At 67.1% G+C, this 24,158-nt stretch carries 22 protein-coding genes and 3 pseudogenes; 18 read left to right on the forward strand and 7 right to left on the reverse strand.

The window, feature by feature from the left end; all coding sequences use genetic code 11:
* Window positions 1–59 precede the first annotated feature (59 nt).
* Window positions 60–1,478 carry a tRNA (N6-isopentenyl adenosine(37)-C2)-methylthiotransferase MiaB gene (miaB, locus tag N4G47_RS05460; protein WP_475285705.1) on the reverse strand — a complete coding sequence of 473 codons (1,419 nt, stop codon included), beginning with the start codon at window positions 1,476–1,478 and terminating at the stop codon, window positions 60–62.
* Between the two features lie 151 nt (window positions 1,479–1,629).
* Window positions 1,630–2,250 carry a glutathione S-transferase family protein gene (locus tag N4G47_RS05465; RefSeq protein ID WP_107233026.1) on the reverse strand — a complete coding sequence of 207 codons (621 nt, stop codon included), beginning with the start codon at window positions 2,248–2,250 and terminating at the stop codon, window positions 1,630–1,632.
* An 80-nt stretch (window positions 2,251–2,330) separates the two neighbouring features.
* On the opposite strand from N4G47_RS05465, the gene N4G47_RS05470 reads away from it, so the two are divergent.
* The 7 genes and pseudogenes from N4G47_RS05470 to N4G47_RS05500 all read left to right on the forward strand — a co-directional run bounded on the left by N4G47_RS05470 (window position 2,331) and on the right by N4G47_RS05500 (window position 8,380).
* Window positions 2,331–3,299 carry a helix-turn-helix transcriptional regulator gene (locus tag N4G47_RS05470; RefSeq protein ID WP_475285707.1) on the forward strand — a complete coding sequence of 323 codons (969 nt, stop codon included), beginning with the start codon at window positions 2,331–2,333 and terminating at the stop codon, window positions 3,297–3,299.
* A gap of 46 nt (window positions 3,300–3,345) precedes the next feature.
* Window positions 3,346–4,256 (forward strand): annotated as a pseudogene (locus N4G47_RS05475) (lytic transglycosylase domain-containing protein).
* Window positions 4,257–4,450: 194 nt separating this feature from the next.
* Window positions 4,451–5,071 (forward strand): ubiquinol-cytochrome c reductase iron-sulfur subunit, encoded by a 621-nt coding sequence (gene petA, locus N4G47_RS05480; protein ID WP_004151998.1) that lies wholly within the window; start codon window positions 4,451–4,453, stop codon window positions 5,069–5,071.
* The gene (locus tag N4G47_RS05485; protein WP_006429450.1) at window positions 5,071–6,330 is read left to right on the forward strand and encodes a cytochrome b; all 1,260 of its coding nucleotides are present in this window, start codon (window positions 5,071–5,073) and stop codon (window positions 6,328–6,330) included. Before petA ends, N4G47_RS05485 begins: the two co-directional genes overlap by 1 nt.
* The gene (locus tag N4G47_RS05490; RefSeq protein ID WP_249844504.1) at window positions 6,323–7,072 is read left to right on the forward strand and encodes a cytochrome c1; all 750 of its coding nucleotides are present in this window, start codon (window positions 6,323–6,325) and stop codon (window positions 7,070–7,072) included. Before N4G47_RS05485 ends, N4G47_RS05490 begins: the two co-directional genes overlap by 8 nt.
* A 134-nt stretch (window positions 7,073–7,206) precedes the next feature.
* Window positions 7,207–7,842 carry a glutathione S-transferase N-terminal domain-containing protein gene (locus tag N4G47_RS05495; protein ID WP_107233030.1) on the forward strand — a complete coding sequence of 212 codons (636 nt, stop codon included), beginning with the start codon at window positions 7,207–7,209 and terminating at the stop codon, window positions 7,840–7,842.
* Between the two features lie 85 nt (window positions 7,843–7,927).
* Window positions 7,928–8,380, forward strand: coding sequence for a ClpXP protease specificity-enhancing factor (locus N4G47_RS05500; RefSeq protein WP_107233031.1), 453 nt, complete (start codon window positions 7,928–7,930; stop codon window positions 8,378–8,380).
* Window positions 8,381–8,457: 77 nt separating this feature from the next.
* Here N4G47_RS05500 and N4G47_RS05505 read toward each other — a convergent pair whose 3' ends face one another.
* On the reverse strand, window positions 8,458–8,808 hold the full coding sequence (locus tag N4G47_RS05505) for a DUF3301 domain-containing protein (RefSeq protein ID WP_197654446.1): 351 nt from the start codon (window positions 8,806–8,808) through the stop codon (window positions 8,458–8,460).
* A gap of 213 nt (window positions 8,809–9,021) precedes the next feature.
* On the opposite strand from N4G47_RS05505, the gene N4G47_RS05510 reads away from it, so the two are divergent.
* Entirely contained in the window at window positions 9,022–10,350 is a 1,329-nt protein-coding gene (locus N4G47_RS05510) for a PhoPQ-activated protein PqaA family protein (RefSeq protein WP_475285710.1), read from the forward strand.
* 3 nt (window positions 10,351–10,353) lie between these two features.
* Here N4G47_RS05510 and N4G47_RS05515 read toward each other — a convergent pair whose 3' ends face one another.
* The 3 genes from N4G47_RS05515 to N4G47_RS05525 all read right to left on the reverse strand — a co-directional run bounded on the left by N4G47_RS05515 (window position 10,354) and on the right by N4G47_RS05525 (window position 12,704).
* Window positions 10,354–11,406 (reverse strand): DUF2272 domain-containing protein, encoded by a 1,053-nt coding sequence (locus N4G47_RS05515; RefSeq protein WP_475285712.1) that lies wholly within the window; start codon window positions 11,404–11,406, stop codon window positions 10,354–10,356.
* Between the two features lie 180 nt (window positions 11,407–11,586).
* Window positions 11,587–12,438, reverse strand: a complete 852-nt coding sequence (gene nadC, locus N4G47_RS05520) for a carboxylating nicotinate-nucleotide diphosphorylase (RefSeq protein WP_475285714.1) — start codon at window positions 12,436–12,438, stop codon at window positions 11,587–11,589.
* Complete coding sequence (locus N4G47_RS05525; protein ID WP_475285716.1) at window positions 12,435–12,704, reverse strand: Trm112 family protein; 270 nt, start codon at window positions 12,702–12,704, stop codon at window positions 12,435–12,437. Before N4G47_RS05525 ends, nadC begins: the two co-directional genes overlap by 4 nt.
* A 58-nt stretch (window positions 12,705–12,762) precedes the next feature.
* Here N4G47_RS05525 and purE point away from each other — a divergent pair, with 58 nt between their 5' ends.
* The 3 genes from purE (at window position 12,763) to N4G47_RS05540 (ending at window position 14,865) form a co-directional block, all read left to right on the forward strand.
* Window positions 12,763–13,266 (forward strand): 5-(carboxyamino)imidazole ribonucleotide mutase, encoded by a 504-nt coding sequence (purE, locus tag N4G47_RS05530; protein WP_005412808.1) that lies wholly within the window; start codon window positions 12,763–12,765, stop codon window positions 13,264–13,266.
* The gene (locus N4G47_RS05535) at window positions 13,263–14,411 is read left to right on the forward strand and encodes a 5-(carboxyamino)imidazole ribonucleotide synthase (protein WP_475285717.1); all 1,149 of its coding nucleotides are present in this window, start codon (window positions 13,263–13,265) and stop codon (window positions 14,409–14,411) included. The genes purE and N4G47_RS05535 overlap by 4 nt, the downstream gene beginning before the upstream one ends.
* 112 nt (window positions 14,412–14,523) lie before the next feature.
* Window positions 14,524–14,865, forward strand: a complete 342-nt coding sequence (locus N4G47_RS05540; protein ID WP_475285719.1) for a carboxymuconolactone decarboxylase family protein — start codon at window positions 14,524–14,526, stop codon at window positions 14,863–14,865.
* A 75-nt stretch (window positions 14,866–14,940) separates the two neighbouring features.
* On the opposite strand, the gene N4G47_RS05545 is transcribed toward N4G47_RS05540, so the two are convergent.
* On the reverse strand, window positions 14,941–15,519 hold the full coding sequence (locus tag N4G47_RS05545) for a superoxide dismutase (protein ID WP_475285721.1): 579 nt from the start codon (window positions 15,517–15,519) through the stop codon (window positions 14,941–14,943).
* Window positions 15,520–15,638: 119 nt separating this feature from the next.
* On the opposite strand from N4G47_RS05545, the gene grxD reads away from it, so the two are divergent.
* From grxD to N4G47_RS05580, 7 genes and pseudogenes are all read left to right on the forward strand, one after another.
* Window positions 15,639–15,959, forward strand: a complete 321-nt coding sequence (grxD, locus tag N4G47_RS05550; RefSeq protein ID WP_057495823.1) for a Grx4 family monothiol glutaredoxin — start codon at window positions 15,639–15,641, stop codon at window positions 15,957–15,959.
* Window positions 15,956–16,731, forward strand: a pseudogene (locus tag N4G47_RS05555) (SDR family NAD(P)-dependent oxidoreductase). The gene grxD and the pseudogene N4G47_RS05555 overlap by 4 nt, the downstream one beginning before the upstream one ends.
* Window positions 16,732–16,980: 249 nt before the next feature.
* Window positions 16,981–20,174, forward strand: a pseudogene (locus tag N4G47_RS05560) (TonB-dependent receptor).
* 250 nt (window positions 20,175–20,424) lie between these two features.
* Window positions 20,425–21,813 (forward strand): nucleotide 5'-monophosphate nucleosidase PpnN, encoded by a 1,389-nt coding sequence (gene ppnN / locus N4G47_RS05565; RefSeq protein WP_107233042.1) that lies wholly within the window; start codon window positions 20,425–20,427, stop codon window positions 21,811–21,813.
* A gap of 172 nt (window positions 21,814–21,985) precedes the next feature.
* Window positions 21,986–22,504 (forward strand): GspH/FimT family pseudopilin, encoded by a 519-nt coding sequence (locus N4G47_RS05570; protein ID WP_249844494.1) that lies wholly within the window; start codon window positions 21,986–21,988, stop codon window positions 22,502–22,504.
* Window positions 22,501–22,968: a type IV pilus modification protein PilV gene (pilV, locus tag N4G47_RS05575; protein WP_249844493.1), complete on the forward strand. Its 468-nt coding sequence runs from the start codon at window positions 22,501–22,503 to the stop codon at window positions 22,966–22,968. Before N4G47_RS05570 ends, pilV begins: the two co-directional genes overlap by 4 nt.
* Window positions 22,928–24,154, forward strand: coding sequence for a PilW family protein (locus N4G47_RS05580; RefSeq protein WP_475285724.1), 1,227 nt, complete (start codon window positions 22,928–22,930; stop codon window positions 24,152–24,154). The genes pilV and N4G47_RS05580 overlap by 41 nt, the downstream gene beginning before the upstream one ends.
* The last annotated feature ends 4 nt before the right edge of the window (window positions 24,155–24,158 follow it).

The following is a 24,158-nucleotide window of genomic DNA, read 5'->3' on the forward strand; positions in this document are numbered from 1 at the left end:
GCATGCCGACCAACGGTCGGCATCTACCCAGGTAGGTGCCGACCGTTGGTCGGCACGCCTTATTCGGCCACCACCCGCGCGCGCAGCGAATTGGTCAGCGCTTCGGTAATCACCACATCCACGAACTGGCCGATCAGCCGTGCCGGCGCCGGGAAGTTCACCGACCGCATGTTCTCGGTCTTGCCGGTCAGTTCGTTCGGATTCTTGCGCGAAGGGCCTTCCACCAGCACCGTCTGCACGGTGCCGACCATCTTTTCAGAGATGCCGGCGGCGTGCGCATTGATGCGCTCCTGCAGGCGCGACAGGCGCGCGTGCTTCTCGGCATCGCTGATCGTGTCTTCCAGATCCGCAGCCGGCGTGCCCGGGCGGCGCGAATAGATGAAGGAGAAGCTGTGGTCGAAGCCGATGTCCTCGATCAGCTTCATGGTCTTCTCGAAATCGGCGTTGGTCTCGCCGGGGAAGCCGACGATGAAGTCCGAGCTGATCGAGATGTCCGGGCGCACCGCGCGCAGCTTGCGGATCTTCGACTTGAATTCCAGCGCGGTGTAGCCGCGCTTCATCGCCGACAGCACGCGATCGCTGCCGGCCTGTACCGGCAGGTGCAGGAAGTTGGCCAGCTGCGGCACGTCGCGGAACGCATCGATCAGCGAATCGCTGAACTCCAGCGGATGCGAGGTGGTGAAGCGGATGCGGCCGACGCCGTCGATCTCGGCGATGGTGCGGATCAGCAGGCCCAGGTCGGCGAACTCACCGTCGCCATACGGGCCGCGATAGGCATTGACGTTCTGGCCGAGCAGGTTGATCTCGCGCACGCCCTGCGCGGCCAGCTGGGCCACTTCCACCACCACGTCCTCGAACGGGCGGCTGACCTCGGTGCCGCGGGTGTAGGGCACCACGCAGAACGAGCAGTACTTGGAACAACCTTCCATGATCGACACGAACGCAGAGGCACCTTCGGCGCGCGGCTCCGGCAGGCGGTCGAACTTCTCGATCTCGGGGAAGCTGATGTCCACCTGAGGGCGCTTCTGCTCGCGACGGGCGCGGATCAGTTCCGGCAGGCGATGCAGGGTCTGCGGGCCGAACACCAGGTCGACGAACGGCGCGCGCTTGATGATCGCCTCGCCTTCCTGCGAGGCGACGCAGCCGCCGACGCCGATGATGACCTCGCGGCCCTTGTTCTTCAGGCCCTTCCACACGCCCAGCTGACTGAACACCTTCTCCTGCGCCTTCTCGCGGATGGAGCAGGTGTTGACCAGGATGACGTCGGCGTCGTCCGGGGTATCGGTCAGTTCCAGGCCATCACTGGCAGCGAGCACGTCGGCCATCTTGGCCGAGTCGTACTCGTTCATCTGGCAACCGTGGGTCTTGATGTACAGCTTGCCTTTCACCTGGTCGGGCTTGCGCGGACCAGTGGGCAGGGCAACGAGCGGGGTACCGCCCGGCGTGGCGGGCGGAAAGACGTCTGGCGTCCCGGTCATGGCGCTTAATCCATTCGGGTGGCGGGAAAGGCGGCAATTCTACCCGCATCCCGAGCCACCCGCCGCGCTGTGCGCTCGCGGGGCACGGCCCCGCGCTACCCGCATCCCGGCGGCGGCCCCGGTAGCGCCGGGCCGTGCCCGGCGGGCGTCCTTACGCCGCCGCCAGCTCCGCATCGATCTGCCGCGACCGGTCGAAGGCGGTCATCGCGCTCATCCGGGCGATGTAGTCGGCCGTTGCCGGCGCCGGCTGCACCAGGCCGAAGGCCGTGGTCCAGGCCAGCGCATTGCCCCACAGCACGTCGGCGGCACTCATCACCTCGCCCAGCAGGTACGGCCCCTGCGCCAGCTGGGCCTCGATCACCTGCAGCACGGTCTCGGCGTCGTTGTAGGGCGACATCGACTGCGGCGGCGGGTCGCGGCGCATCGCGCGGTCGATCATCGCCGGCTCGAAACAGGCGCCGTAGAAGGCCATCCACCGCAGGTAGGGGCCGCGCAGGGCATCACCGATCGGCGGCGCCAGCCCGGCTTCCGGGTACAGGTCGGCCAGATACAGGTAGATCGCCACCTGCTCGGTGACCAGCGCACCGTTGTGGACGATGGCCGGCACCTTGCCCATCGGGTTGATGGCCAGGTAGGCCGGGGCCAGGTTGGCGCCGGCCTTCAGGTCCAGCACCTGCATGCGGTAGTCGGCACCGAGTGCTTCGAGCAGGGCCACCGCGCCGCTCGAGCGCGAACGGGCGGCGTGGTACAGGGTGATCTGGCGTGAGGTCATGGCAGTGCTCCTTGCAGTGGGTGGTGAACTGGAGCCCATCCTGGGGCACTATTGCGGACGACTTCTGTCCTCGATCCTTCATGCGCCATACCGCTCATCGCCTGCTGCGCCTGATCGCCCTGTTGCAGGCCCGCCGCCAGTGGTCGGGGGCCGAACTGGCCGAACGCATGGGCGTGGACCGGCGCAGCATCCGCCGGGACATCGAGCGCCTGCGCGAACTCGGCTACCCGGTGCAGGCCTCGGCCGGGGTCGGCGGCGGCTATCAGCTCGGGGCCGGTGCGCCGGTGCTGCCGATGCTGCTGGACGAGGAGGAGGCCACCACGCTGGCCATTGCCCTGCGTGCGGCCTCGGCCACCGTCGCCGGCATCGATGACACTGCGCGCGGCCTGCTGTCCAAGCTCGACCCGCTGGTGCCGACCCGCCGTCGACAGCAGGCGGGCGAAGTGCATGCAGCCACCGCCACCCTGTCCGATCTGCCCGCCACCGATGCACGCCAGCTCGGCCGGCTGGCCCAGCACTGCCGGCAGGCCTCGCGGCTGGCCTTCGAGTACCGCAGCGCGCAGGACGCGGTGACCCAGCGCGAGGTCGAGGCCCAGCACCTGGTCAACTATGGCCGGCGCTGGTACCTGCTGGCCTGGGACCTGGGGCGCCAGGACTGGCGTACCCTGCGCGTGGACCGGATGGGCGCGGTGCGCGAGTGCACCGAGCCAGGCCTGCATCGGCGCACCCCGGCACCGCCGGACGTGATGGTGCGGCAGGCGGTCAGCCAGGCGCCGTTCGCGTTGCAGGCCATTGTGCGCCTGGCCGGCAGCCGCGCCGAGCTGGAAGGCCGCATCCCGCCGTGGTGTGGCGTACTGGAAGCAGATGGCCCCGACCACTGCCTGCTGCGCATGGGCGCCGAGAGCCGCGGCATGATGCTGGCGCAGATCCTCAGCCTGGACCGGCTGCCGGTGGCGCTGTGGACCACGCCACCGAGCCTGCGCGAGGAACTGGCGCAGCGTCTGGCCGGGCTGGGCCAGGTGCTGGCTGTGTCGCCGGTCACAGGCTGAGCCACATCGCTTGGCAAGCCCCGGCGAAGCTGGGACACTCGCCGCCATGAAGGGGATACTGGGGACAACGGCGATCATCATCGCTGCGCTGACCGCTGCGCCGGCCAGCGCCGGAACCCTGTTCAAGTGCCAGGGCGCCGATGGCGTCACCAGCTATGTCAGCAAGCGCGTGGCCGGGGCCCGTTGCAGCACGATCAGCTACAGCCGCGACACCCGCCCGGCGCCGCGTCCCATGCTGGCGGCGCCGAAGCCGGCGACGGCCACGGTGGCCAGCATCGAGCGCAACCCGGTCGCGGTCGCTGCCAGTGCCGCCGCGCCGGCCGTGGCCACACCGCCGCCCGCCGCCGCACCCGCGCCGGCAGCGTCTCGCGGCGGACGCATGGTCAGTGGCCAGGTCTATTCCTTCATGAAGGATGGCGTGCGCCACTACACCAGCGCACGCCCGACCCAGGTCGCCAACCTCGGCCCGGTGCGCACCATCCGCTACAGTTTCATGGAGCGCTGCTATGCCTGCGGGGTCAATCCGCGGGTCGACTTCGGCACGGTGCGTCTGAACACCACGGCCTTCCAGAGCGAGATCACCTCGGCCGCGCGCGAGTTCGGCGTGGACGAGGCGGTGGTGCGCGCGATCATCCATGCCGAGTCGGCCTACAACCCGACCGCGCTCAGCCGCGCCGGCGCGCAGGGCCTGATGCAGCTGATGCCGCCCACCGCCGCGCGGTTCGGCGTGAGCGATTCCTACGACGCCGGGCAGAACATCCGCGGCGGCGTGCAGTATCTTGCGTGGTTGTTGAAGCGCTTCAACGGCGATCTGACCCTGGCCGCAGCGGGCTACAACGCCGGCGAAGGCGCGGTCGACCGCCACGGTGGCGTGCCCCTTACAGCGAAACCCAGTACTACGTGCGCCGGGTAGGGCAGCTGGCCGAGCGTTACCGCACCGCCCTGAGTCACCAGTAGTGCCGGCCGCTGGCCGGCAACCCCTTGAACGGGTAGGTGCCGACTGTCAGTCGGCACGCGCTTCAAAATATTGTTGCACCGCGTTGTGTGGCGCGCGACGGTTCCGCTACACTCGCCCAAGATTCAATGCGGCTCTGGCCCCCACCGGATCCGCTGGCAGCCTTAAAGCTACCTAATCAATATCGGAGTGCCGGATGGCCAACGATGGGGTACACGATCCAGTCAACACCGGACGTCGGCGTTTTCTTTCTGCCACCACCGCCGTGGTGGGCGCCGTCGGCGTCGGATTCACCGCAGTTCCTTTCATCAAATCCTGGAACCCCAGTGCCCGCGCCAAGCTTGCCGGCGCACCGGTGGTGGCCGACATCAGCGCCCTGCAGGAAGGCCAACGCCTGATCGTGGAATGGCGCGGCCAGCCGATCTGGATCGTCAAACGGTCCAAGGCCATCCTTGATGCGCTGCACGGGCTGGATGGCCGCCTCAAGGACCCCGAGTCCGGCGAGAAGGACCAGCAGCCGGACTACGTGCTCAAGCAGAACCCCGAGCTGCGCTCGATCAAGCCAGACATCTCGGTGCTGGTCGGCCTGTGCACGCACCTGGGCTGCTCGCCGGAAATGGTCGCCGAGATCCGGCCCGAGCCCTATGACCCGCAGTGGAAGGGCGGCTACTTCTGCCCCTGCCACAAGTCGCGCTTCGACATGTCCGGCCGCGTCTTCAAGGACGTGCCGGCACCCATCAACCTGAAGGTGCCCGCGCACCACTACCAGGACGACAACACCATCATCATCGGTGTCGATCCGCAGGGGGCTGCCTGATGGCCAATATCCTCAGCCGTACCGCCAGCGGCGTGGCCGACTGGGTCAACGCCCGCGCGCCGGGCCTGATGCCGGTGTACCGCAAGCACGTCAGCGAGTACTACGCGCCGAAGAATTTCAACATCTGGTACTACTTCGGTTCGCTGGCGCTGCTGGTGCTGGTCAACCAGATCGTCACCGGCATCTTCCTGACGATGCATTACAAGACCAACGCCGCCGAGGCGTTCGGCTCCATCGAGTACATCATGCGTGATGTGGAGTGGGGCTGGCTGATCCGCTACATGCACTCCACCGGTGCCTCGCTGTTCTTCATCGTGGTCTACCTGCACATGTTCCGTGGCCTGCTCTACGGCAGCTACCAGAAGCCGCGCGAGCTGGTGTGGATCCTGGGCATGCTGATCTACCTGGTGCTGATGGCCGAAGCCTTCATGGGCTATGTGCTGCCCTGGGGCCAGATGTCGTTCTGGGGCGCCAAGGTGATCATCTCGCTGTTTGGCGCGATACCGGTGATCGGCAACGGCCTGACCGAATGGATCATGGGCGACTACCTGCCCAGTGACGCCACGCTCAACCGCTTCTTCGCGCTGCACGTCATCGCCCTGCCGCTGGTGCTGTTGCTGCTGGTGGTGCTGCACCTGGGCGCACTGCATGAAGTGGGCTCGAACAACCCCGATGGCGTGGAGATCAAGAAGGGCCCGAAGGGCAACCGCTGGTCGCCGAATGCGCCGGCCGACGGCATTCCGTTCCACCCGTACTACACGCTCAAGGATGGCGTTGGCGCCGGCTTCCTGCTGATCATCGCCGCCTTCATCATCTTCTTCGCACCGGGCTTTGGCGGCCTGTTCCTGGAGCACGACAACTTCACCGAGGCCAACCGCCTGGTGACCCCGGAGCACATCAAACCGGTCTGGTACTACACCCCGTACTACGCGATGTTGCGCGTGGTGCCGAACAAGCTCGGCGGCGTGCTGGTGATGTTCTCGGCCATCGCGATCCTGTTCCTGGTGCCGTGGCTGGACAAGGCGCGGGTGAAATCGGTGCGTTACCGCGGCTGGATCTCGAAGGTGATGCTGGGTGTGCTGGCGGTGTGCTTCGTGTGGCTGGGCGTGATCGGCTCGGGCCCGGGCACCGACGTGCACGAGACCTACATCGGGCGGGTGCTGACCTTCCTGTACTTCGCGTTCTTCATCACCATGCCGCTATGGACAAGGCTGGACAAGACCAAGCCGGTACCGGAGAGGGTGACCACGCATGACTGAGCGCTGGATGGTCCGGCTGGCCCTGGCGGCCACCCTGATGCTGGGCAGTTTCCTGGCCTCCGCCGCCGAAGGCGGCACCAAGCTGCTGCAGGCTGGCAACGACCTCGGTGACCGGGCGTCGCTGCAGCGCGGCGCGCAGCTGTACATGAACTACTGTTCCGGCTGCCATGCGCTGAAGTACCTGCGCTATTCACGGATGGCGGAGGATCTGGGCCTGACCGAGGAAGAGGTGATGAACAACCTCAACTTCACCGGCTCGGCGATCGGTGATCCGATCCCGGTGGCGATGCCCAAGGAAAACGCCGAGAAGTGGTTCGGCAAGATGCCGCCGGACCTCAGCCTGATCTCGCGTGTACGGGGCAGCGACTGGGTCTACACCTACCTCAAGTCGTTCTACCTGGACAGCAGCCGCCCGCTGGGCTGGAACAACGCCCTGTTCGCCAATGCGTCCATGCCCAACCCGCTGTGGGAGATGCAGGGCCTGCAGCACGCGGTGCATGGCAAGCCTGAGGCGCCGGGGATGGACCCGCCGGTGACCGGCCTGAAGATCGAAACGCCTGGTGCGGTCGATCCCGGCCAGTACGACCAGGCGGTGCGTGATATCACCAACTTCCTCGAATATGCCGGCGAGCCGGCCGCGCTCAAGCGCCAGCAGCTGGGCGTCTGGGTGATCCTGTTCCTGGCGCTGCTGACCTTCCTGCTGTATCTGCTGAAGAAGGAATACTGGAAGGACGTTCACTGATTCTGCCGCCGGCGATCACCCAAGCCTATTGGCTTTTGTGATGGCCGGTTGCACACTCGGGGAGGAGTCGACCGCTGGCACGGTGCTGGCGGCGCCGATGCGGCAGGCGGTCTCCTGTCGTAGGAGAGCCTTTGATGGCGGCGAGCGTACGCATGCGCAATACACTGACGCTGTTTTCCTCGAACGACGATGTACTGTGCCACCGCGTACGCCTGGTGCTGGCGGCCAAGGGGGTGTCTTTCGATTTCGTTCCGGTCGATCCGCAGAATCCGCCTGAAGACCTGATCGACCTCAATCCCTATCACTCGGTGCCGACCCTGGTCGAGCGGGAACTGGTGCTGTACGCCGCGTCGGTGGTCAGCGAGTACCTGGACGAGCGCTACCCGCATCCGCCGCTGATGCCGGTCGATCCGCTGTCGCGTGCGCGCATCCGCCTGGCGATGCTGCGCATCGAGCACGATTGGGTGCCACAGGTGCAGGCCATCCAGCTGGGCAACAAGACCCAGGCCGAGGCCGGGCGCAAGCGCCTGAAGGAGCTGCTGACCGCGTCGTTGCCGCTGTTCAAGGCCAGCAAGTTCTTCCTCAATCCGGAAATGAGCCTGGCCGACTGCGCGATGGCGCCGATCATCTGGCGCCTGCAGTCGCTGGATGTGCCGCTGCCGAAGGACGGCAAGGCGATCGAAGACTACGGCAACCGCATCTTCCGCCACCCCGGGTTCGTCCGCAGCCTGACCGACCAGGAAAAGAAGCTGCGCGACCTGCCGGTCTGATCCGGCGGAGGTCTACCCGTCTGCACGCCGACCGGTGTGCAGGCGATCCGCCCCGTCGGGGGCGCCGGGCGCGTACACTTCACGCATGACCGAAGACTTCTTCCACATGACCAGCCACCGCCCGTACCTGCTGCGGGCGCTGGTGGAATGGATCAACGACAACCAGCTGACCCCGCACATCCTGGTCGACGCCGGCGTTCCCGGCGTACAGGTGCCGCCTTCGGCGGTGAAGGATGGCCGGGTTGTGCTCAACATCGCCGAACGTGCCGTGGTGCGGCTGATGATCGACAACGAGATGGTGAGCTTCTCGGCGCGCTTCTCCGGTACCAGCTACCCGGTGCAGGTGCCGATCAGCGCCGTGCTGGCCGTCTACGCCCGCGAGACCGGGCAGGGCATGGCACTGCCGGATGATATTCCGGGCAACGAGACCGCGCCGACCAGCGACGAACTGCTGCATGACGACAGCACGCCGCCGGACGATACGCCACCGACCAGCCCGCCGCCGAAGGGGCGCCCGACCCTGCGCGTGGTCAAATAACGGCAGGTGCCGACCGTTGGTCGGCACATTGCCAGGCATCGGTGGGTGCCGACCGTTGGTCGGCACACCTTCAGCGCTTACACATCCTCGGCATCATCCACATCCGGCCGGATCTGGCTGATCCGCGCCGCGCCCGGCCCTGTGAATGAAATCAGCTGGTCGCCGCGCAACACCATGCGACCCACGTGGCGATCGATGCCGTCGTAGGAATACTCGAACTTGAAGGTGCGCTCGAAGCCGAGCCGGCCATCTTCGCCGCGCGACAGGCGCAGGCCGGTGGCGTGCACCGCCTGGTCCAGCCACTGCACATCGGCGGCGCGGCAGGCATTGCGGCCCAGTTCAACGGCGCGCTCGGCGGCCGAACGTGCCGCGTTCCACAAGAAGTAGATGATTCCGCCGGCAATCAGCAACAGCAGCAGGGTAGGCATGGCGTCAGCCGTCAGAGGTCGATCCCGCAAAGATGGCGGCGAACGCGCGCTGGATCAAGCGCGGTGACGCCTATGGATGGTCTAGCGATCGCAACGTGCGCCTTGGCCGGCGCGGCACGGGCAATGCCAACACGGGAGTGTCGCCAATGCCTCTCGAATTCCGAGGCGCTGACGGGCAGGGTCGGTGCTTTCCCGGGAATGGCAGCGCGACGCATGCAGGCACTGATGAAATGGGGGATGGGAATGCTGATGGCGGCGACAGGCTCGGCCGCGGCCGCGTCGAATCCGGCACAGGCCTGGCCTGCGTATCACCAGGCACAGGCACGACAGCCCTGGTCATATGAGGCGGTCGCCCGCACGCGCTTCGACGGTGGGCAGCGGCGGAGCTTCATGCTGGCCTCGCAGTCCTGGCCCGACCCGCAGCAGGGAACGGTCTGGCGTCATCGGGTCGAGCTGCTGCAGCCCGATGTGGCACAACCCGGTCCTGCACTGCTGGTCATCAACAATGGCGTGGCGCATGACGGCGGCGGCCGCCCGGCCGGTGCCGCCAATGATCTGCCCGACGGCGTGCTGGAAACGCTGGTGCGCACGCTGGGGATGGCCGTGGTGTCGATCGCCGACGTTCCGCCGCAGGCGATGGCGCTGCCGGGCGATCCTGCGCTGCGCACCGAGGACGATCTGGTCGCCGCCAGTTGGCGGCGCTACCTGGATGCGCCCGCAGAGCATGCGCATTGGCCGCTGCACTTGCCCATGGCGGCATCGGCGATCCGCGCCATGGATCTGGCCGACCGTGAACTGCCCGTGGCACAGCGCCCGTCCTACATCGTCACCGGTGCCTCCAAGCGCGCCTGGGCCAGCTGGTTGCTGCCACTGGTAGACGAGCGCGTCAGCCATCTGGCGCCGTTCGTGATCGACATGCACTGGCAGGCGTTGGCCCCGCATATCAGCCGCGTCTACGGCGGTCGCTGGCCGATCGCGCTGGGTCCATATGTGGAACATGGCATCACCGATGCCATCGGCAGCGAGGGCTTCGCCGATCTGATGGGTATCGTCGACCCGTACACTTATCTGCAGGGACCGCGCGCGTCCCGGCTGGCGTTGCCGAAACTCCTGGTCAATGCCAGCGGCGACGACTTCTTCCCGCCGGATGCGACGATTCACTACCTGTCTGCGCTACCCGGTCCGACCACGCTGCGGGTGGCGCCCAACAGCGACCACGGCGGAATCCGTCGGCATACCTTGGAGATGCTGGTTCCGGCCCTCAGGCGCTGGCGTTCCGGTCTTCCGCTACCGCAGGTGCATTCGCACTGGGAGGCCGCAACTGGCCGGATGCGCGTGCAGTCAGGAAAGGAGCGGCCGGTGAGTGCCGTGCTGTGGCAGGCTCACAACCCGGATGCGCGGGACTTCCGCCACGCCTGCGGCATTGCCTATGCCCCGACGGCGTTGGCAGTGGCCACCGATGGGCAGATGGATGTTGCGCTTGAGACACCCCTCGGGGCTGGACGGCCAGTTTCGTCGAGCTGCATTACCCGGACGGGATGATCGTCACCACCCCGGTGCAGGTGTTGCCGCAGGAGCGCTTCCCTGACCAGCCGCCGGTACAGGGGGCCGGGCGGTGCCGGTTGGTGCCTGCGCCGGCGGCAGCGGCGGTGGCGAACCTGCCGACGCAGCAGGAGTGATGGGGGCCGGTGGGGCCATCTGCAGCGGCGCCGTTGCGGTCAGCTGCAGCAGCGCCGCCCAGTCCTGGCGATTGAAGCTGCACTCGTCTTCGCGGCCCGGCGTGCAGCTGGGGTCGACGCCGGTGCTGTTGCGTTCGCGCGCAGGCGGCAGCTTGATCAATCCGGTGCGATCCAGTGGCAGCAGCCGCATCGCCACCGTGTTCATCACGTTGCCGCCCACCAGGTACAGGGTCTGGTCGCCGCCGAGGTTGGCGGCCACTACCACTTCGCAATGCGATTTCCAGTGGCCCACCGAACCATTGCCGAGCGCCTGCACCAGTCCGCTGTAGCTGAGCGTACTGCTGCGGTCGCGCAGGAAGCACAGCAGATCGCCAGGCGCGGGTTTGGCCGTGGCCGGGTCGACCAGCCGGTACGGCACGCCCGAGGGGCCACCCTGGTACGCGGCACGGATGTAGTCGATGTGGCGCGGCGACGTGTTGAAGCCGGGAACGCCGGCCTGCACCATCACCCAGGAAATGAACGCGGCCGACCACGGGTTGTCGATCAGGAAGGCGCGGCAGTCGCTGTCGGTGTAGCGCGTGCCCAGCGGGGCCAGGCAGCTGCTGGCGCCCGCGATGCTGCCCATCGCGTTGAGCGTGCCGCTGTTGCGCCAGTAGCCGGCCACGCGCTGCCAGGCGATCAGCCCGTTGTCGGCCAGGTGATCGCTTTCGCCTTCGGTGACGCTGAGGCTGGCAGCGCGGCCATCGCGATCGATGAAGGGGCGGAACCACAACCGGTGCTCGTTGCAGGCGGTATTGCGGATGGCCACCGCCAAGGGGCTCAGGCCGAAGCGCGGCGGCACGTCGCAGGCTTCTGCGGCGGCAGCGGACAGCGGCGTGGCGGCCAGCAGCAGGCAGGCAGGCAAGAGCATCCGGCGCATGCGCGGCTCCTGTGGGGGGATGACCGCAGCGTCGCAGAGGCAGGCGTGGCCGAGCCGTGAAGGCGAACGGGTCCTGTAGAGCCGAGCCCATGCTCGGCTCATCGCGCGAAGCACGTGCAGGGCTCGCTGCAGACCGAGAGGCAGCCGAGCGTGGGCTCGGCTCTACAAGGCCCGCAGGCCTCAACCCGGCGGCGGGCCCAGCTTCAACGACAGATCGATGGCCTGCACATGCTTGGTCAGTCCACCAATGGAAATGCAGTCCACGCCATCCTCGGCAATCGAACGCAGCCCGCCCAGGCCCACGCTGCCGGACACCTCCAGCGGGATGCGGCCGGCGGTGATGCGTACCGCCTCGCGGCGCAGATCCGGGCTGAAGTCATCCAGCAGGATGCGCTCGCAGCCGGCTTCCAGCGCCTGCCGCAGCTGCGCCAGATCTTCCACTTCGACCACCAGTGGCAATGCCGGCCATTGGCGGCGCGCGGCAGCCACCGCCGCAGCCAGCGAACCGGCGGCGCGGATGTGGTTCTCCTTCAGCATCACCGTGTCGTACAGGCCGAAGCGGTGGTTCTCGCCGCCGCCGCACCGCACCGCGTACTTCTGCGCCAGGCGCAGGCCGGGCAGGGTCTTGCGGGTGTCGAGGATGCGCGTGCCGGTGCCGGCCACCGCGGCCACGTAGCGGGCGGTGGTGGTGGCGGTGCCGGACAGGGTCTGCAGGAAGTTCAGCGAGGTGCGCTCGGCGCTGACCAGGCTGCGGCTGCGCCCGTGCAGCAGGGCCAGCACGGTGCCGGCGGTGACCGTGTCGCCCTCGGCAATGCGCCACTCGATGCGCACCTCCGGGTCGAGCGCGCGGTGGGTGGCGTCAAACCAGGGGCGACCGGCGATCACCGCGTCCTGCTTGCACAGCAGATAGGCGCTGTCGGCCTGGTCGGGCAGCAGGGCGGCGGTGACGTCGCCACTGCCCAGATCCTCGGCCAGCGCGCGCGCGACATCGGCGGCGACCACGGCCGCATCCGGCGTCGGCAGGGTGCTCATGCGGCCGGGAAGTCGGCGATCTGCGCGGTCGGGATGGCTTCCTCGGCCAGCAGCACCGGGATGCCGTCGTCGACGCGGAACACCTGCTTGCGGTCGCGGGTGACCAGCGCCTCGCGCAGCGGCTGCGCCAGCGGGTTGCCATCGGCCTTGTTCACCGCGCCGGTGGAAATGGCCTTGTTGAGGGCGTCCAGGCCCTTGCCATCCAGCAGGGACAGGGGCTGGCGGGTGTCCGGCGACACCAGCAGGTCGAGCAGCTTGCGATCCATGGTTCTTCGTCTTGCGTGGAAGACGGCTAGAATACGTCTTTAAGGCAGGTGACGGCCAATGACCCCCAACCCGATCGCGCCGCTTGTCGGCATCGTCATGGGTTCCCGTTCCGACTGGGAAACCATGCAGCACGCCGCCCAGAAGCTTGAAGCCCTGGGTGTTCCGTTCGAAGTGAAGGTGGTGTCCGCGCATCGGACGCCGGATGTGTTGTTCAGTTACGCCGAGCAGGCGGGCCCGCGCGGCCTGCGCGCGATCATCGCCGGTGCCGGCGGGGCCGCGCACCTGCCGGGCATGATCGCGGCCAAGACCGCGGTGCCGGTGCTGGGCGTGCCGGTGCAGTCCAAGGCCCTCAACGGCATGGACTCGCTGCTGTCGATCGTGCAGATGCCGGCCGGCATCCCGGTGGCCACCTTCGCCATCGGCAATGCCGGCGCGTCCAACGCCGCGTTGTTCGCTGCGGCGATGCTGGCCAGCGACCAGCCGGCGATCGGCCAGGCCCTGGACGCCTTCCGTGCGCGCCAGACCGAAGACGTGATGGCTCACGACGACCCGCGCCAATGAGTCTGACCGTCGGCATCCTGGGCGGCGGCCAGCTCGCCCGCATGATGGTACTGGCCGGTGCGCCGCTTGGGCTGCGGTTTGAGCTGTACGACCCGGCCGCTGACGCCTGCAGCGGGCCGCTGGCCCCGCTCACCGTCGCCGCCTTCGACGACCGCCAGGCGCTGGCGGATTTCGCCGCCAAGGTGGATGTGGTCACCTTCGATTTCGAGAACGTGCCGGCCGACAGTGCGCAGTGGCTGGCCGAACAGGTGCCGGTCTACCCGCCGCCGTCGGCGCTGGCCGTGGCCCAGGACCGGTTGAGCGAGAAGACCCTGTTCCAGCAGCTGGGCATCCCGCTGCCGGCCTTCGCCGATATCCGCAGCCGTGACGAACTGGCCGCCAAGGTGGCCGAGTTCGGCCTGCCGTGCATCCTCAAGACCCGCCGCCTGGGCTATGACGGCAAGGGCCAGTTCCGCCTGCGCAGCACGGCCGACATCGACGCCGCATGGGAAGCCCTCGGTGCCCAGGTCGAGCGCACCGGACTGATCCTGGAAGGCTTTGTCGCCTTCCAGCGCGAAGTCAGCGTGGTCGCCGTGCGTGGCCGTGATGGCAGCTTCCAGGCCTGGCCGGTGACCGGCAACTGGCATGTCGACGGCGTGCTGTCGGCCAGCGTGGCGCCGGCGGTGCTGTCCGCCGCCGAGCACGACGCCGCGGTCGGCTATGCGCGACGCGTCGCCGAGCATCTGCAGTATGTCGGCGTGTTCGCGCTGGAGCTGTTCTGCCGTGATGGCGAACTGTTGGCCAACGAGATGGCGCCGCGCGTGCACAACTCCGGCCACTGGACCATCGAAGGCAGCGAGACCTCGCAGTTCGAGAACCATCTGCGCGCCGTGCTGGGCCTGCCGCTGGGCAGCACCCGCATGCTCGGCCACGCCTGCATGCTGAACTGGCTGGGGGCGATGCCCGATCCGCTGCCGGTGCTGGGCCAGGCCAGTGGTCATTGGCATGACTACGGCAAGCAGCCGCGCGAAGGGCGCAAGGTCGGCCATGCCACGCTGCGCGACGACGATGCCGCTGCACTGGCCGACGCGCTGGAGCAGGTCGGCCTGGAGCTGGGCCGGCAGGCGCAGGTGGCACCGGCGGTGCACGTGCTGCGCCACCGCTGAGCCCGGTAGTGCCGGCCGCTGGCCGGCATTGCAACGCTGTGACGCGCCGGTGCAGGCATCGGCGCAACACTGCCGGTGATAGCGTGGAGCTCCTTTCACAGGAGTCACGACCATGCTCGACTGGAATGCCTACCGCAAGGAACTGAAGGGCCGCATCGGCGAGATCGGCAAGCTCTCGCCGGATACGGTGAAGGGCTATGCCACGCTGTCCAACGCGGGCGCCCAGACCAATCACCTTGATGCCAAGACCCGTGAACTGATCGCGCTGGCGGTGGCGGTGACCACCCGCTGCGATGGCTGCATCACCGTGCACGTGGACGCGGCGTTGAAGCAGGGCGCCAGCCGCGAGGAGATCGCAGAAGCGTTGGGTGTGGCGGTATCGCTCAATGCCGGTGCGGCGCTGGTGTATTCGGCGAGGGTGATGGACGCCGTGGCGGCGCACGAGAGCGTGTGAGGCCTGATCTGTAGAGCCGAGCCCATGCTCGGCTGGCCGGCCAGCAGTCGAGCATGGGCTCGGCTCTACAGGGCCTCAGCGCAGCTGGCTCTCGACGAATTCCCAGTTGACCAGTAGCCAGAACGCGTCCAGATAACGTGCGCGGTCGTTCTGGTAATCGGTGTAGTAGGCGTGTTCCCACAGATTGCAGCCCAGCAGTGGCGTGCTTTCGCCGGTCAGCGGGGTGCCTGCATTGCGGGTCGCCTGGATGCCCAGCTGCCCGCCCGGGTGCTGCACCAGCCATACCCAGCCGGAGCCGAACAGGCCCAGTGCAGTGCGGTTGAACTCTTCGCGCAGGCGCTGCAGGTCGCCGAACTGGCGCTTGATCAGCTCGCCGAGGCGGCCCTGCGGTTCGCCGCCGCCCCGCGGGCGCAGGCATTGCCAGTAGAAGCCATGGTTCCAGGCCTGCGCCGCTGCGTCGAACAGCGCGCCCTGGCTGTGGCGGACGATGTCTTCCAGTGGCGCCTCTTCCCACTCCGTGCCGAGGATGCCGGCATTGACCGCATCGACTTGGGCGCGGTGATGCCGGCCATGGTGCAGCTCCACGGTCTGGGCGGACAGGTGCGGCTGCAGGGAGCCGGAGAGGTAGGGCAGGGCGGGCAATTCGACGGGCATGGACAGGTTCGTGGCCAGGGGCGGCGGCAGCTGGTTCCATCGGCTTACAATGGCGGCTACCGTGGGCAGTCTAGCCGACCATCACGGTCGGTTTGTCCGGCGAAGCAAGGAGTGAGGTTGTGGCGGTAATGCAGCAAATCCAGGCCGAGGTCGATCGTTACCCGCTCGTGTTGTTCATGAAGGGGTCTCCGCAGTATCCGATGTGCGGCTTTTCCAGCCGCGCGGTGCAGGCGTTGATGGCTGCCGGCGCCGTGACCCTGCGCACCGTCAACGTGCTCGAAGAGCCGGAGATCCGTGCCAACCTGCCGCGCTTCTCCAATCTTCCGACCTTCCCGCAGCTGTTCATCAATGGCGAGCTGATCGGCGGCTGCGACATCGTCATGGAGCTGTTTGAATCCGGCGAGCTCAAGCGCATCGTCGAAGAGGCGACCCAGGGATGAGTGCCAGGCCATCGACGTCACCGACGGAGGGGGCGCTCGATGGCCGTCCGTTGCAGGACCGCGTGGTACTGGTAGCCGGCGCCGGCGGCGGCCTGGGCAGCGCTGCGGCGGTCGCCGCCGCTGCAGCCGGCGCGACCGTGGTGCTGCTGGGGCGCAAGCCGCGCCGGCTTGACCGGGTCTATGCCCAGGTCCAGGCGGTTGGCCCGGAACCCCTGCTGTATCCGCTGGACCTGGAGGGGCCGGACCCGATGACTATGCCGAACTGGCCCAGGCCCTGCAGCGTGAGCTGGGGCGGCTGGATGGCGTGCTGGTCTGCGCTGCCCATTTCCCTGGCCTGACCCCATTCGAGCTGGCCGACCCGGCCAGCTTCGCCCGCGCGGTCCATGTCACCCTGACCGCCCCGGCCTGGCTGGCGCAGGCCTGCCTGCCCCTGCTGCGGCAGCGCGAGGATGCGGCCCTGGTATTCGCGGTGGATGCGCCCGAACGGGTCGGACAGGCCTACTGGGGCGGCTACGGCGTGGCCCAGCACGGCCTGCGCGGGCTGATCGGCAGCCTGCATGACGAACTCGGGCGCAGCCCGGTGCGGGTCAGTGGCCTCTATCCCGGCCCCCTGCGCACGGCCCTGCGGGCCCGCGCCTACTCGGTCGACCAGGATCCGGCTGCGCAAGGCCCGGAGGCCGCCGCAGCGGCGGCTGTGACCCTGCTGTCCAGCGCCGGTGGCGCCTGGCGGGGGCAGATCCTCGATGCCAGCGGTGACTCGGCCGCCGTGTGAAGGTGGCCGTAAGGCGGAATGAAGATCCCGTCACGATTGCGTTGCGATCCGGTGCCGTTTGTCGCACAACCGTCACATTGAAGGCGTAGCGTGTTAATCTAGTGTTAACCGTTATGGCTGCCTTCAGCCAAGCGGTAGGGAACCCCAGATAACTCTCCGACCAGCCACCCGCAGGGCTGATTGGATGCGCTTTTTTCCGCCATCGCCAACTCGCATCGAGGCTACCGAAAAATGACCCACCCACTCCGGATGTCCAAGCTTACCCTTGGTCTCGTGGCTGCACTTGCTGCCGCTCCCGCCTTCGCCCAGAGCACCTCTGCCGGTGTCGGCGGCCAGGTCGTGACCCGCGGCGGCCAGCCCGTCGCTGGCGCTGAAGTCACCATCACCCACACCGAGTCGGGCACGGTTTCGCGTGCGACCACCGATGCGGCCGGTCGATACAACGCGCGCGGCCTGCGCGTGGGTGGTCCGTACAGCATCACCATCACCAAGCCGGGTGAAGGCACCAAGACCGAAGATGGCGTCTACCTGGGCGTGAACCAGACCGGCACCATCAACGCGACGCTGACCGGCGATCTGACCGGCGCGACCAACCTGGACACCGTGCAGGTCACCGCTGTCGGCGGCGGCTCGGAAGTGTTCAGCGCCACCAAGATGGGCTCGGGCACCAACATCAGCCAGCAGCAGATCGAAGTTGCGCCGTCCATCGGCGGCAACATCCAGGATCTGATGCGCCTGGATCCGCGCGTGACCTTCATCGATCGCGCCTCGGGCTCGATCTCGGCCGGCGGCCAGAACCCGCGCTTCAACTCGATCAACATCGACGGCGTCTCGGCCAGCGACACCTTCGGCCTGGAAGGCAACAACATGCCGACCCGCCGCCAGCCGGTGGCGATGGAAGCCATCGAAGCGCTGGACATCAACCTGTCCAACTACGACGTCAGCATCGCTGCTGCCGCCGGCGCCACCGTCAACGCGGTGACCAAGTCGGGTACCAATGAATTCCACGGTTCGGTGTACGGCACCTACCGTGATGGCGACTGGTTCGGTGACAACCCGGAAGGCCAGCCGTTCAAGGGCTTCACCAAGGAAAAGACCTACGGCATGACCCTGGGTGGTCCGCTGGTCAAGGACAAGCTGTTCTTCTTCGCCAACTACGAGAAGTTCGAGCAGGCCGCTCCGGGCGCCGACATTTCCGGCACCGCGCTGGGCAAGGCCAATGCCAACTTCAACGCCGCTGATGTGCGCGCGCGCAGCAGATTGCCCGGGACGTCTACGGCTTCGAGGCCGGCGGCACCGAGAGCAACGGCGACACCACCATGGAAGAGTACGCGCTGAAGCTGGACTGGAACATCAGCGACAACCACCGTGCCAACATCCGCTACAGCAAGATCGATCAGAGCAAGCTGCGCATCAACGGCATGAACTCGACCTCGGCCGCGTCGCTGAGCTCGTACTGGTACCAGCAGGGCAAGACCAACGAGAGCTACGTCGCGCAGCTGTTCAGCGACTGGACCGACACCTTCTCGACCGAGCTGAAGGCCTCGTACCGCGAGTTCTCTTCGATCCGTGACGTGCCGACGAATGCCCCGAGCATCCGTATCTACTTCCCGCGCAATGCCACCACCCCGCAGGGTGACTCGCTGTACCTGGGTACGGAAGCCAACTCGCAGGACAACATCCTGAAGACCAAGGCGTGGAACTACTACGCCGCAGCGACCTGGACCCTGGGCGACCACGACCTGAAGTTCGGTGCCTCCTACGACACCAACGACATCTACAACTACTTCGGCGCCAACTCGTGGGGCACCTACACCTTCTACGGCCTGGACAACTTCCAGAACGGTGTCTGGCAGACCTACCTGTACAACAAGGAAAACCAGCCGGGTTCGATCGCTGCTGACTACAAGTTCAGCAACCTGGCGCTGTTCGTGCAGGACACCTGGTATGTCAACAGCAACCTGACCCTGACCATGGGCGTGCGCGCTGACCGTCCGGACACCAGCCCGTCGCCGGCCTTCAACCAGAAGGCGCTGAACGCCTTCGGCTATGACAACAGCAAGGTGTTCGGTGGCAGCTTCCTGATCCAGCCGCGCCTGGGCTTCAACTACACCTTCGACACCGAGCGTCCGACCCAGCTGCGCGGCGGCGTGGGCCTGTTCCAGGGTGACGCTCCGCAGGTGTGGCTGAGCAACAGCTACTCCACCACCGGCTTCAACTACACCACCTACAACCTCACCCGTTACAACGGGCAGCAGTTCAACGCGGACAAGGACAACCAGCCGGTTCCGTCCACCCCGGGCCTGGCGCGCCAGAACGTCAGCTTCGTCGGCAAGGACTTCAAGCTGCCGTCGATCTACAAGGCCAACATCGCGCTGGATCACGAACTGCCGTGGTACGGCATCGTGGCGTCGGCTGAACTGCTGGTCACCAAGGTCAAGGACGGTCTGTACTACCAGCACCTGAACCTGGGCCAGGGTCGCCAGGTCGGTGCCGACGGTCGCGTCAACTACTACAACCCGGCTGCCGACGGCCGCCTGTGGGCCACCGGTGACGTGCGCAACCGCGCCAACGGTGACTTCGACGCGGTCTACCTGATCAACAACACCGACAAGGGTCGCACCTCGCAGGCCACCTTCTCGCTGGCCAAGCCGTGGAGCAATGACAGCGACTGGTCCTGGAACATCGGCTACACCTATACCGATGCCAAGGAAGTGGGTTCGCTGACCAGCTCCACCGCCGGTTCCGGCTGGGGCTACCAGTACGCCTTCGACGCCAACGCCGATCAGCTGACCACCTCGCGTTACCAGATCCGTGACCGCCTGTCGGGCTCGCTGAACTGGAAGCACAAGTTCTTCGGCGACTACGAAACCAAGGTGGGCCTGGTGTATGAAGGCCGCAGCGGTCGTCCGTTCAGCTACATCTACGCCAACGACGCCAATGGCGACGGCCGTTCGGGCAATGACCTGTTCTACGTGCCGCAGCGCGGTGAAGTGCTGTTCGGCGCGCTGAACGCCAGCGGCCAGTTCGTTGCCGATGCCGACATGGAGAAGAAGTTCTTCGCCTGGCTGGCGCAGAACCCGCAGCTGGAGAAGTACGCTGGCAGCGTGGCACCGGCCAACGGTTTCCGTACCGGCTGGATCAACACCTTCGACGTGCGCATCAGCCAGCAGCTGCCGGGCTTCATGAAGGGTCACAAGTCGGAGATCTGGGTCGACATCCAGAACGTCGGCAACATGCTGAACAAGAAGTGGGGCAACATCTACGACTACGGCTTCTACGCCAACAGCCGTGTTGCGACCCTGCAGGGCCTGTACCAGGGCAAGTACGTGTACAACTTCACCGGCGCGGACACCCCGAGCGTGGCCAACCAGGATGCCGACGGCTTCGACGCCGGTGTCTCGCAGTGGTCGCTGCAGCTGGGCTTCCGCTACCAGTTCTGATGCACTGACGTAGTCACGCTGTAGACGGAAACGGCCGGGGAAACCCGGCCGTTTTCCTTGCGCCGAAAATCCTTGCAGGCCGGTTGGCAACGGCGTAGCATCCAGAAATGTGCGCGGCGCCAACGCCGCAGAGCGGTCCCGAAACGGTGAGCGCGGTCGGCACACATCCAACGGTCGGGCTTCCCGGCCGTTTTGCTTTTAAGGGGGCGGCAGTACAGTCGGAAACCTTGAAGGAAGCGAAAAATTGGACATGACCACGAACGAAAAGGCGGCCCGTGCGCTGCCGGTGCAGGATGCGCGGATCTACCCGCGCGGCGGGCTGGACGTACTCTCGCGCGCTGAAGTCGCACGGCTGCGCGATGCCTCCGCCGGCGGCATGCACGAGCTGCTACGCCGCTGCGCGCTGGCAGTGCTGACCAGCGGCAGTGCCTCGGACGATCCGCGCGCGGCGCGCGATCTCTATCCGGATTTCGACATCCAGGTGGCGCAGCAGGATCGCGGCGTGCGCATCGATCTTTCCAACGCACCGGCGATGGCCTTCGTCGATGGCGAGATCATCCGCGGCGTGGCCGAACTGCTGTTCGCCGTGGTGCGCGACCTGGCCTACATGGCCATCGAAATGGGCCCGGCCTATGCGGCCGAGCTGGAATCGTCCGAGGGCATCACCAACGCGGTGTTCGGCCTGCTGCGCAACGCGCGCATCCTCAACCCGGGCGACCCGAACCTGGTGGTGTGCTGGGGCGGCCATTCGATCTCGCGCGACGAGTACCTGTACACCAAGCAGGTCGGCTACGAGCTGGGCCTGCGCGGTCTGGACATCTGCACCGGCTGCGGCCCGGGCGCCATGAAGGGCCCGATGAAGGGCGCCACCATCGCCCATGCCAAGCAGCGCAAAACGGTCACCCGCTATATCGGCCTGACCGAGCCGGGCATCATCGCCGCCGAGTCGCCGAACCCGATCGTCAACCACCTGGTGATCATGCCGGACATCGAGAAGCGGCTGGAGGCCTTCGTCCGCATCGGCCACGGCATCATCGTGTTCGCCGGTGGCGTCGGCACGGCCGAGGAGATCCTGTACCTGCTGGGCATCCTGCTGCGCGAGGAGAACAAGGATCTGCCGTTCCCGCTGATCCTGACCGGCCCGACCGTGGCCGCGCCGTACTTCGAGCAGATCGATCGTTTCATCCGCCTGACCCTGGGCGATGCGGCCGCCGAACGCTACGAGATCATCATCGGCGATCCGGTCGCGGTGGCCAAGAAGATGGCCAGCGGCATCAAGCGCGTGCGCGAGCACCGCCTGGCGCAGAAGGATTCGTTCTTCTTCAACTGGTCCATCGAGATTCCGTGGGAGTACCAGCAGCCGTTCGTGCCTACCCATGAAGCGATGGCCGCGCTGGACCTGCACCACGGCCGTGCACCGCACGCGCTGGCGGCCGATCTGCGCCGGGCGTTCTCGGGCATCGTGGCCGGCAACGTGAAGGAAGACGGCATGCGCCGCATCGAGCAGTTCGGCCCGTTCCAGATCCATGGCGACACGGACATGATGCAGGCGCTGGATGCGCTGCTGCGCGCTTTCGTCGAGCAGCGCCGGATGAAGATCTCCGGCGAGTATCAGCCCTGCTACCAGGTGCTGGCCTGACACGCCCGGGGTCGGATCCCGCCGGGCTCCGACCCCATTGCAGTCGGCCTGCAGGGCAGGGGCTGTCAACCCTTTGACGCCTGTCGCCCCGGATTGACCGTTCGTCCTGCCGCCGCTTGCCGGGGGCAGGGGGATGGCCCATCGTGGCCATCAACACGCTGGGGAGCGTCCAATGTCTTTGCGCCGGGAAAACGGCTTCACGCTGGTTGAGCTGATGGTGACGGTCATGGTTCTGGCCGTGCTCGCCACGATCGCCTTTCCCAGTTTCCAGAGCACGATCCGCTCCAACCGCATCGCGACCACCAGCAACGAGCTGATTGCCTCGCTGTCGCTGGCCCGCAGCGAGGCGGTGCGCAACCGCCGCGGCGCCGGTGTCTGCGCCTCCACTGCCGGCAGCGCCTGCGACGGCAAGAGCTGGGCCGAGGGCTGGCTGGTCTGGGAAGACCGCAATGGTGACGGTGGCCTGAGCGCCGGCGAGACCGTGCTGCGCTACAGCGCGGGCAAACCGGGCGTGAGTGCGGTGGGCACGCCGGACCTGTCGGTGAGTTTCGATCCGCGCGGGCGCAACCGCGCGGACGCCAGCCTGGATCTGACCCTGCGTCCGGACACCTGCGGCAAGCAGCCGCTGCAACGAACGCTGCGCATCTCGCCGACCGGGCAGGTCCGGCTGCTGAAGGAGGACTGCAAGTGAAAGCGCCCCGTTTCCGTTCGCCACGTGCCGCGCAGGGTGGTTTCAGCCTGATCGAAGTGCTGATCGCCATCCTCGTGCTTGGCGTCGGCCTGCTGGGCTTTGCCCTGATGCAGACCATGAACGTGCGCTTCGTGCAGAGCGCCAATTACCGGACCCAGGCGACCAACCTCACCTACGAGATGCTCGACCAGCTGCGCGTGAACCGCGCACGGGCGCCCTCCTATGTGGGCAACTATGCGGCGACCACCTCGACCAAGAACTGCCTTCCGCCCACCGGCAAGGACATCAGCCGCGACGCCTTCACCCTGGACTGGCGCTGCCGCCTGGGCAAGGCCCTGGGCGAGGGCGCCAGCGGCAGCGTGGTACGCAACGGCGATCAGTACACGGTCAGCGTGAGCTGGGGTGACGAGCGCTGGAAAGCCGATGCCGGGGATACCACCTTCACTGCCAGGAGTGGCCTGTAATGCGCGCGCCGTCCTTCCCCGGTCTGCCACCGGCCTGTCGATGGTCGAGTTGATGATCGCCCTGACCATCGGCCTGATCGTGATGCTGGGCGTGGTGCAGGTGTTTGCGGCGTCACGCGCGGCCTATCAGCTGTCCGACGGCCTGGCGCGTGTGCAGGAGAACAGCCGCTTCGCGATGGACACGCTGCAGCGTGAAGTGCGCATGGCCGGCCATTTCGGCTGCGTCAACGACCAGGCGCGCAATTCGCCGGACAACCCTTCGCTGTTCTCCACGTTTGCGGCGGCACCGCATCCGGCTCTGGATTTCCAGACCTCGATCCAGGGCTATGAAGCGACCGCGACCGCGCCGGGCGACGCGGTGACCCTGAGCGCCACGCCGGGGACCGGCGGCACCGACTTCAAGCCGGCGCTGCCGGCCCAGTTCGCCGCGGCCATGCCCAACCGCGTCAATGGCAGCGACATCATTGCCCTGCGTTACCTGATGCCCGACGGGGTGCCTATCACCGGCAACGCAGGCAGCGACGGGCAGCCGGTGTTCACCTTCGACAAGGCGCGGCTGGCGGTCCTCAAGAGCGGTGTTTCGAACCCGGGCCTGTATGGCGCGGCCGACTGCGCCAGCGCGACGGTGTTCCAGGCCCGCGCGGTGGATGCGGCCGCAGGCACCATCACCTTCGGCGAGACACCCAACAACGTCGGCAATTTCACCCGTCCGGTCACGGCCGGTCAGGCGATGCTGCATCGTGCCGAGAGCGCCCTGTACTACGTGGGCTACGACGCGGCGAGTGCGCGTTCCTCGCTGTACCGCGTGCGCTTCAGTGCTGTGCCCAATGGCGCGCTGGTGGCCGGCGCGCCGGAGGCGCTGGTCGATGGCGTGGAGAACATGCAGCTGCTGTACGGCCAGGACCGTGGCCTCACCACGGCGTACCCGACCGGTTTCATCGACCGCCAGGGCACCGCGGAAACCGTGCAGGCCTCGACCATTCCCGCCGGCAATGGCTGGCGCCGCGTCGGCGCGGTGCAGCTGGGGCTGGTGATGGCCAGCCCTGATCCGTCCGCTGCACCGCAGGCCGACCAGAACGCTTCGCTGATCTCGATGGGGGTGACGTTCACCGCCCCGACCGACGGTCGCATGCGCACGGTCTACCAGACCACCATCGCCCTTCGAAACCGCCTCTTCGGCAACTGAGGCC

The organism is Stenotrophomonas sp. GSD10, from assembly GCF_056172695.1.

Coding starts and splice junctions, on each gene's coding strand:
- miaB (WP_475285705.1), bottom strand. CDS start 1,478: ATGACCGGGACGCCAGACGTCTTTCCGCCCGCCACGCCGGGCGGTACC.
- N4G47_RS05465 (WP_107233026.1), bottom strand. CDS start 2,250: ATGACCTCACGCCAGATCACCCTGTACCACGCCGCCCGTTCGCGCTCG.
- N4G47_RS05470 (WP_475285707.1), top strand. CDS start 2,331: ATGCGCCATACCGCTCATCGCCTGCTGCGCCTGATCGCCCTGTTGCAG.
- petA (WP_004151998.1), top strand. CDS start 4,451: ATGGCCAACGATGGGGTACACGATCCAGTCAACACCGGACGTCGGCGT.
- N4G47_RS05485 (WP_006429450.1), top strand. CDS start 5,071: ATGGCCAATATCCTCAGCCGTACCGCCAGCGGCGTGGCCGACTGGGTC.
- N4G47_RS05490 (WP_249844504.1), top strand. CDS start 6,323: ATGACTGAGCGCTGGATGGTCCGGCTGGCCCTGGCGGCCACCCTGATG.
- N4G47_RS05495 (WP_107233030.1), top strand. CDS start 7,207: ATGGCGGCGAGCGTACGCATGCGCAATACACTGACGCTGTTTTCCTCG.
- N4G47_RS05500 (WP_107233031.1), top strand. CDS start 7,928: ATGACCGAAGACTTCTTCCACATGACCAGCCACCGCCCGTACCTGCTG.
- N4G47_RS05505 (WP_197654446.1), bottom strand. CDS start 8,808: ATGCCTACCCTGCTGCTGTTGCTGATTGCCGGCGGAATCATCTACTTC.
- N4G47_RS05510 (WP_475285710.1), top strand. CDS start 9,022: ATGCAGGCACTGATGAAATGGGGGATGGGAATGCTGATGGCGGCGACA.
- N4G47_RS05515 (WP_475285712.1), bottom strand. CDS start 11,406: ATGCGCCGGATGCTCTTGCCTGCCTGCCTGCTGCTGGCCGCCACGCCG.
- nadC (WP_475285714.1), bottom strand. CDS start 12,438: ATGAGCACCCTGCCGACGCCGGATGCGGCCGTGGTCGCCGCCGATGTC.
- N4G47_RS05525 (WP_475285716.1), bottom strand. CDS start 12,704: ATGGATCGCAAGCTGCTCGACCTGCTGGTGTCGCCGGACACCCGCCAG.
- purE (WP_005412808.1), top strand. CDS start 12,763: ATGACCCCCAACCCGATCGCGCCGCTTGTCGGCATCGTCATGGGTTCC.
- N4G47_RS05535 (WP_475285717.1), top strand. CDS start 13,263: ATGAGTCTGACCGTCGGCATCCTGGGCGGCGGCCAGCTCGCCCGCATG.
- N4G47_RS05540 (WP_475285719.1), top strand. CDS start 14,524: ATGCTCGACTGGAATGCCTACCGCAAGGAACTGAAGGGCCGCATCGGC.
- N4G47_RS05545 (WP_475285721.1), bottom strand. CDS start 15,519: ATGCCCGTCGAATTGCCCGCCCTGCCCTACCTCTCCGGCTCCCTGCAG.
- ppnN (WP_107233042.1), top strand. CDS start 20,425: ATGACCACGAACGAAAAGGCGGCCCGTGCGCTGCCGGTGCAGGATGCG.
- N4G47_RS05570 (WP_249844494.1), top strand. CDS start 21,986: ATGTCTTTGCGCCGGGAAAACGGCTTCACGCTGGTTGAGCTGATGGTG.
- N4G47_RS05580 (WP_475285724.1), top strand. CDS start 22,928: ATGCCGGGGATACCACCTTCACTGCCAGGAGTGGCCTGTAATGCGCGC.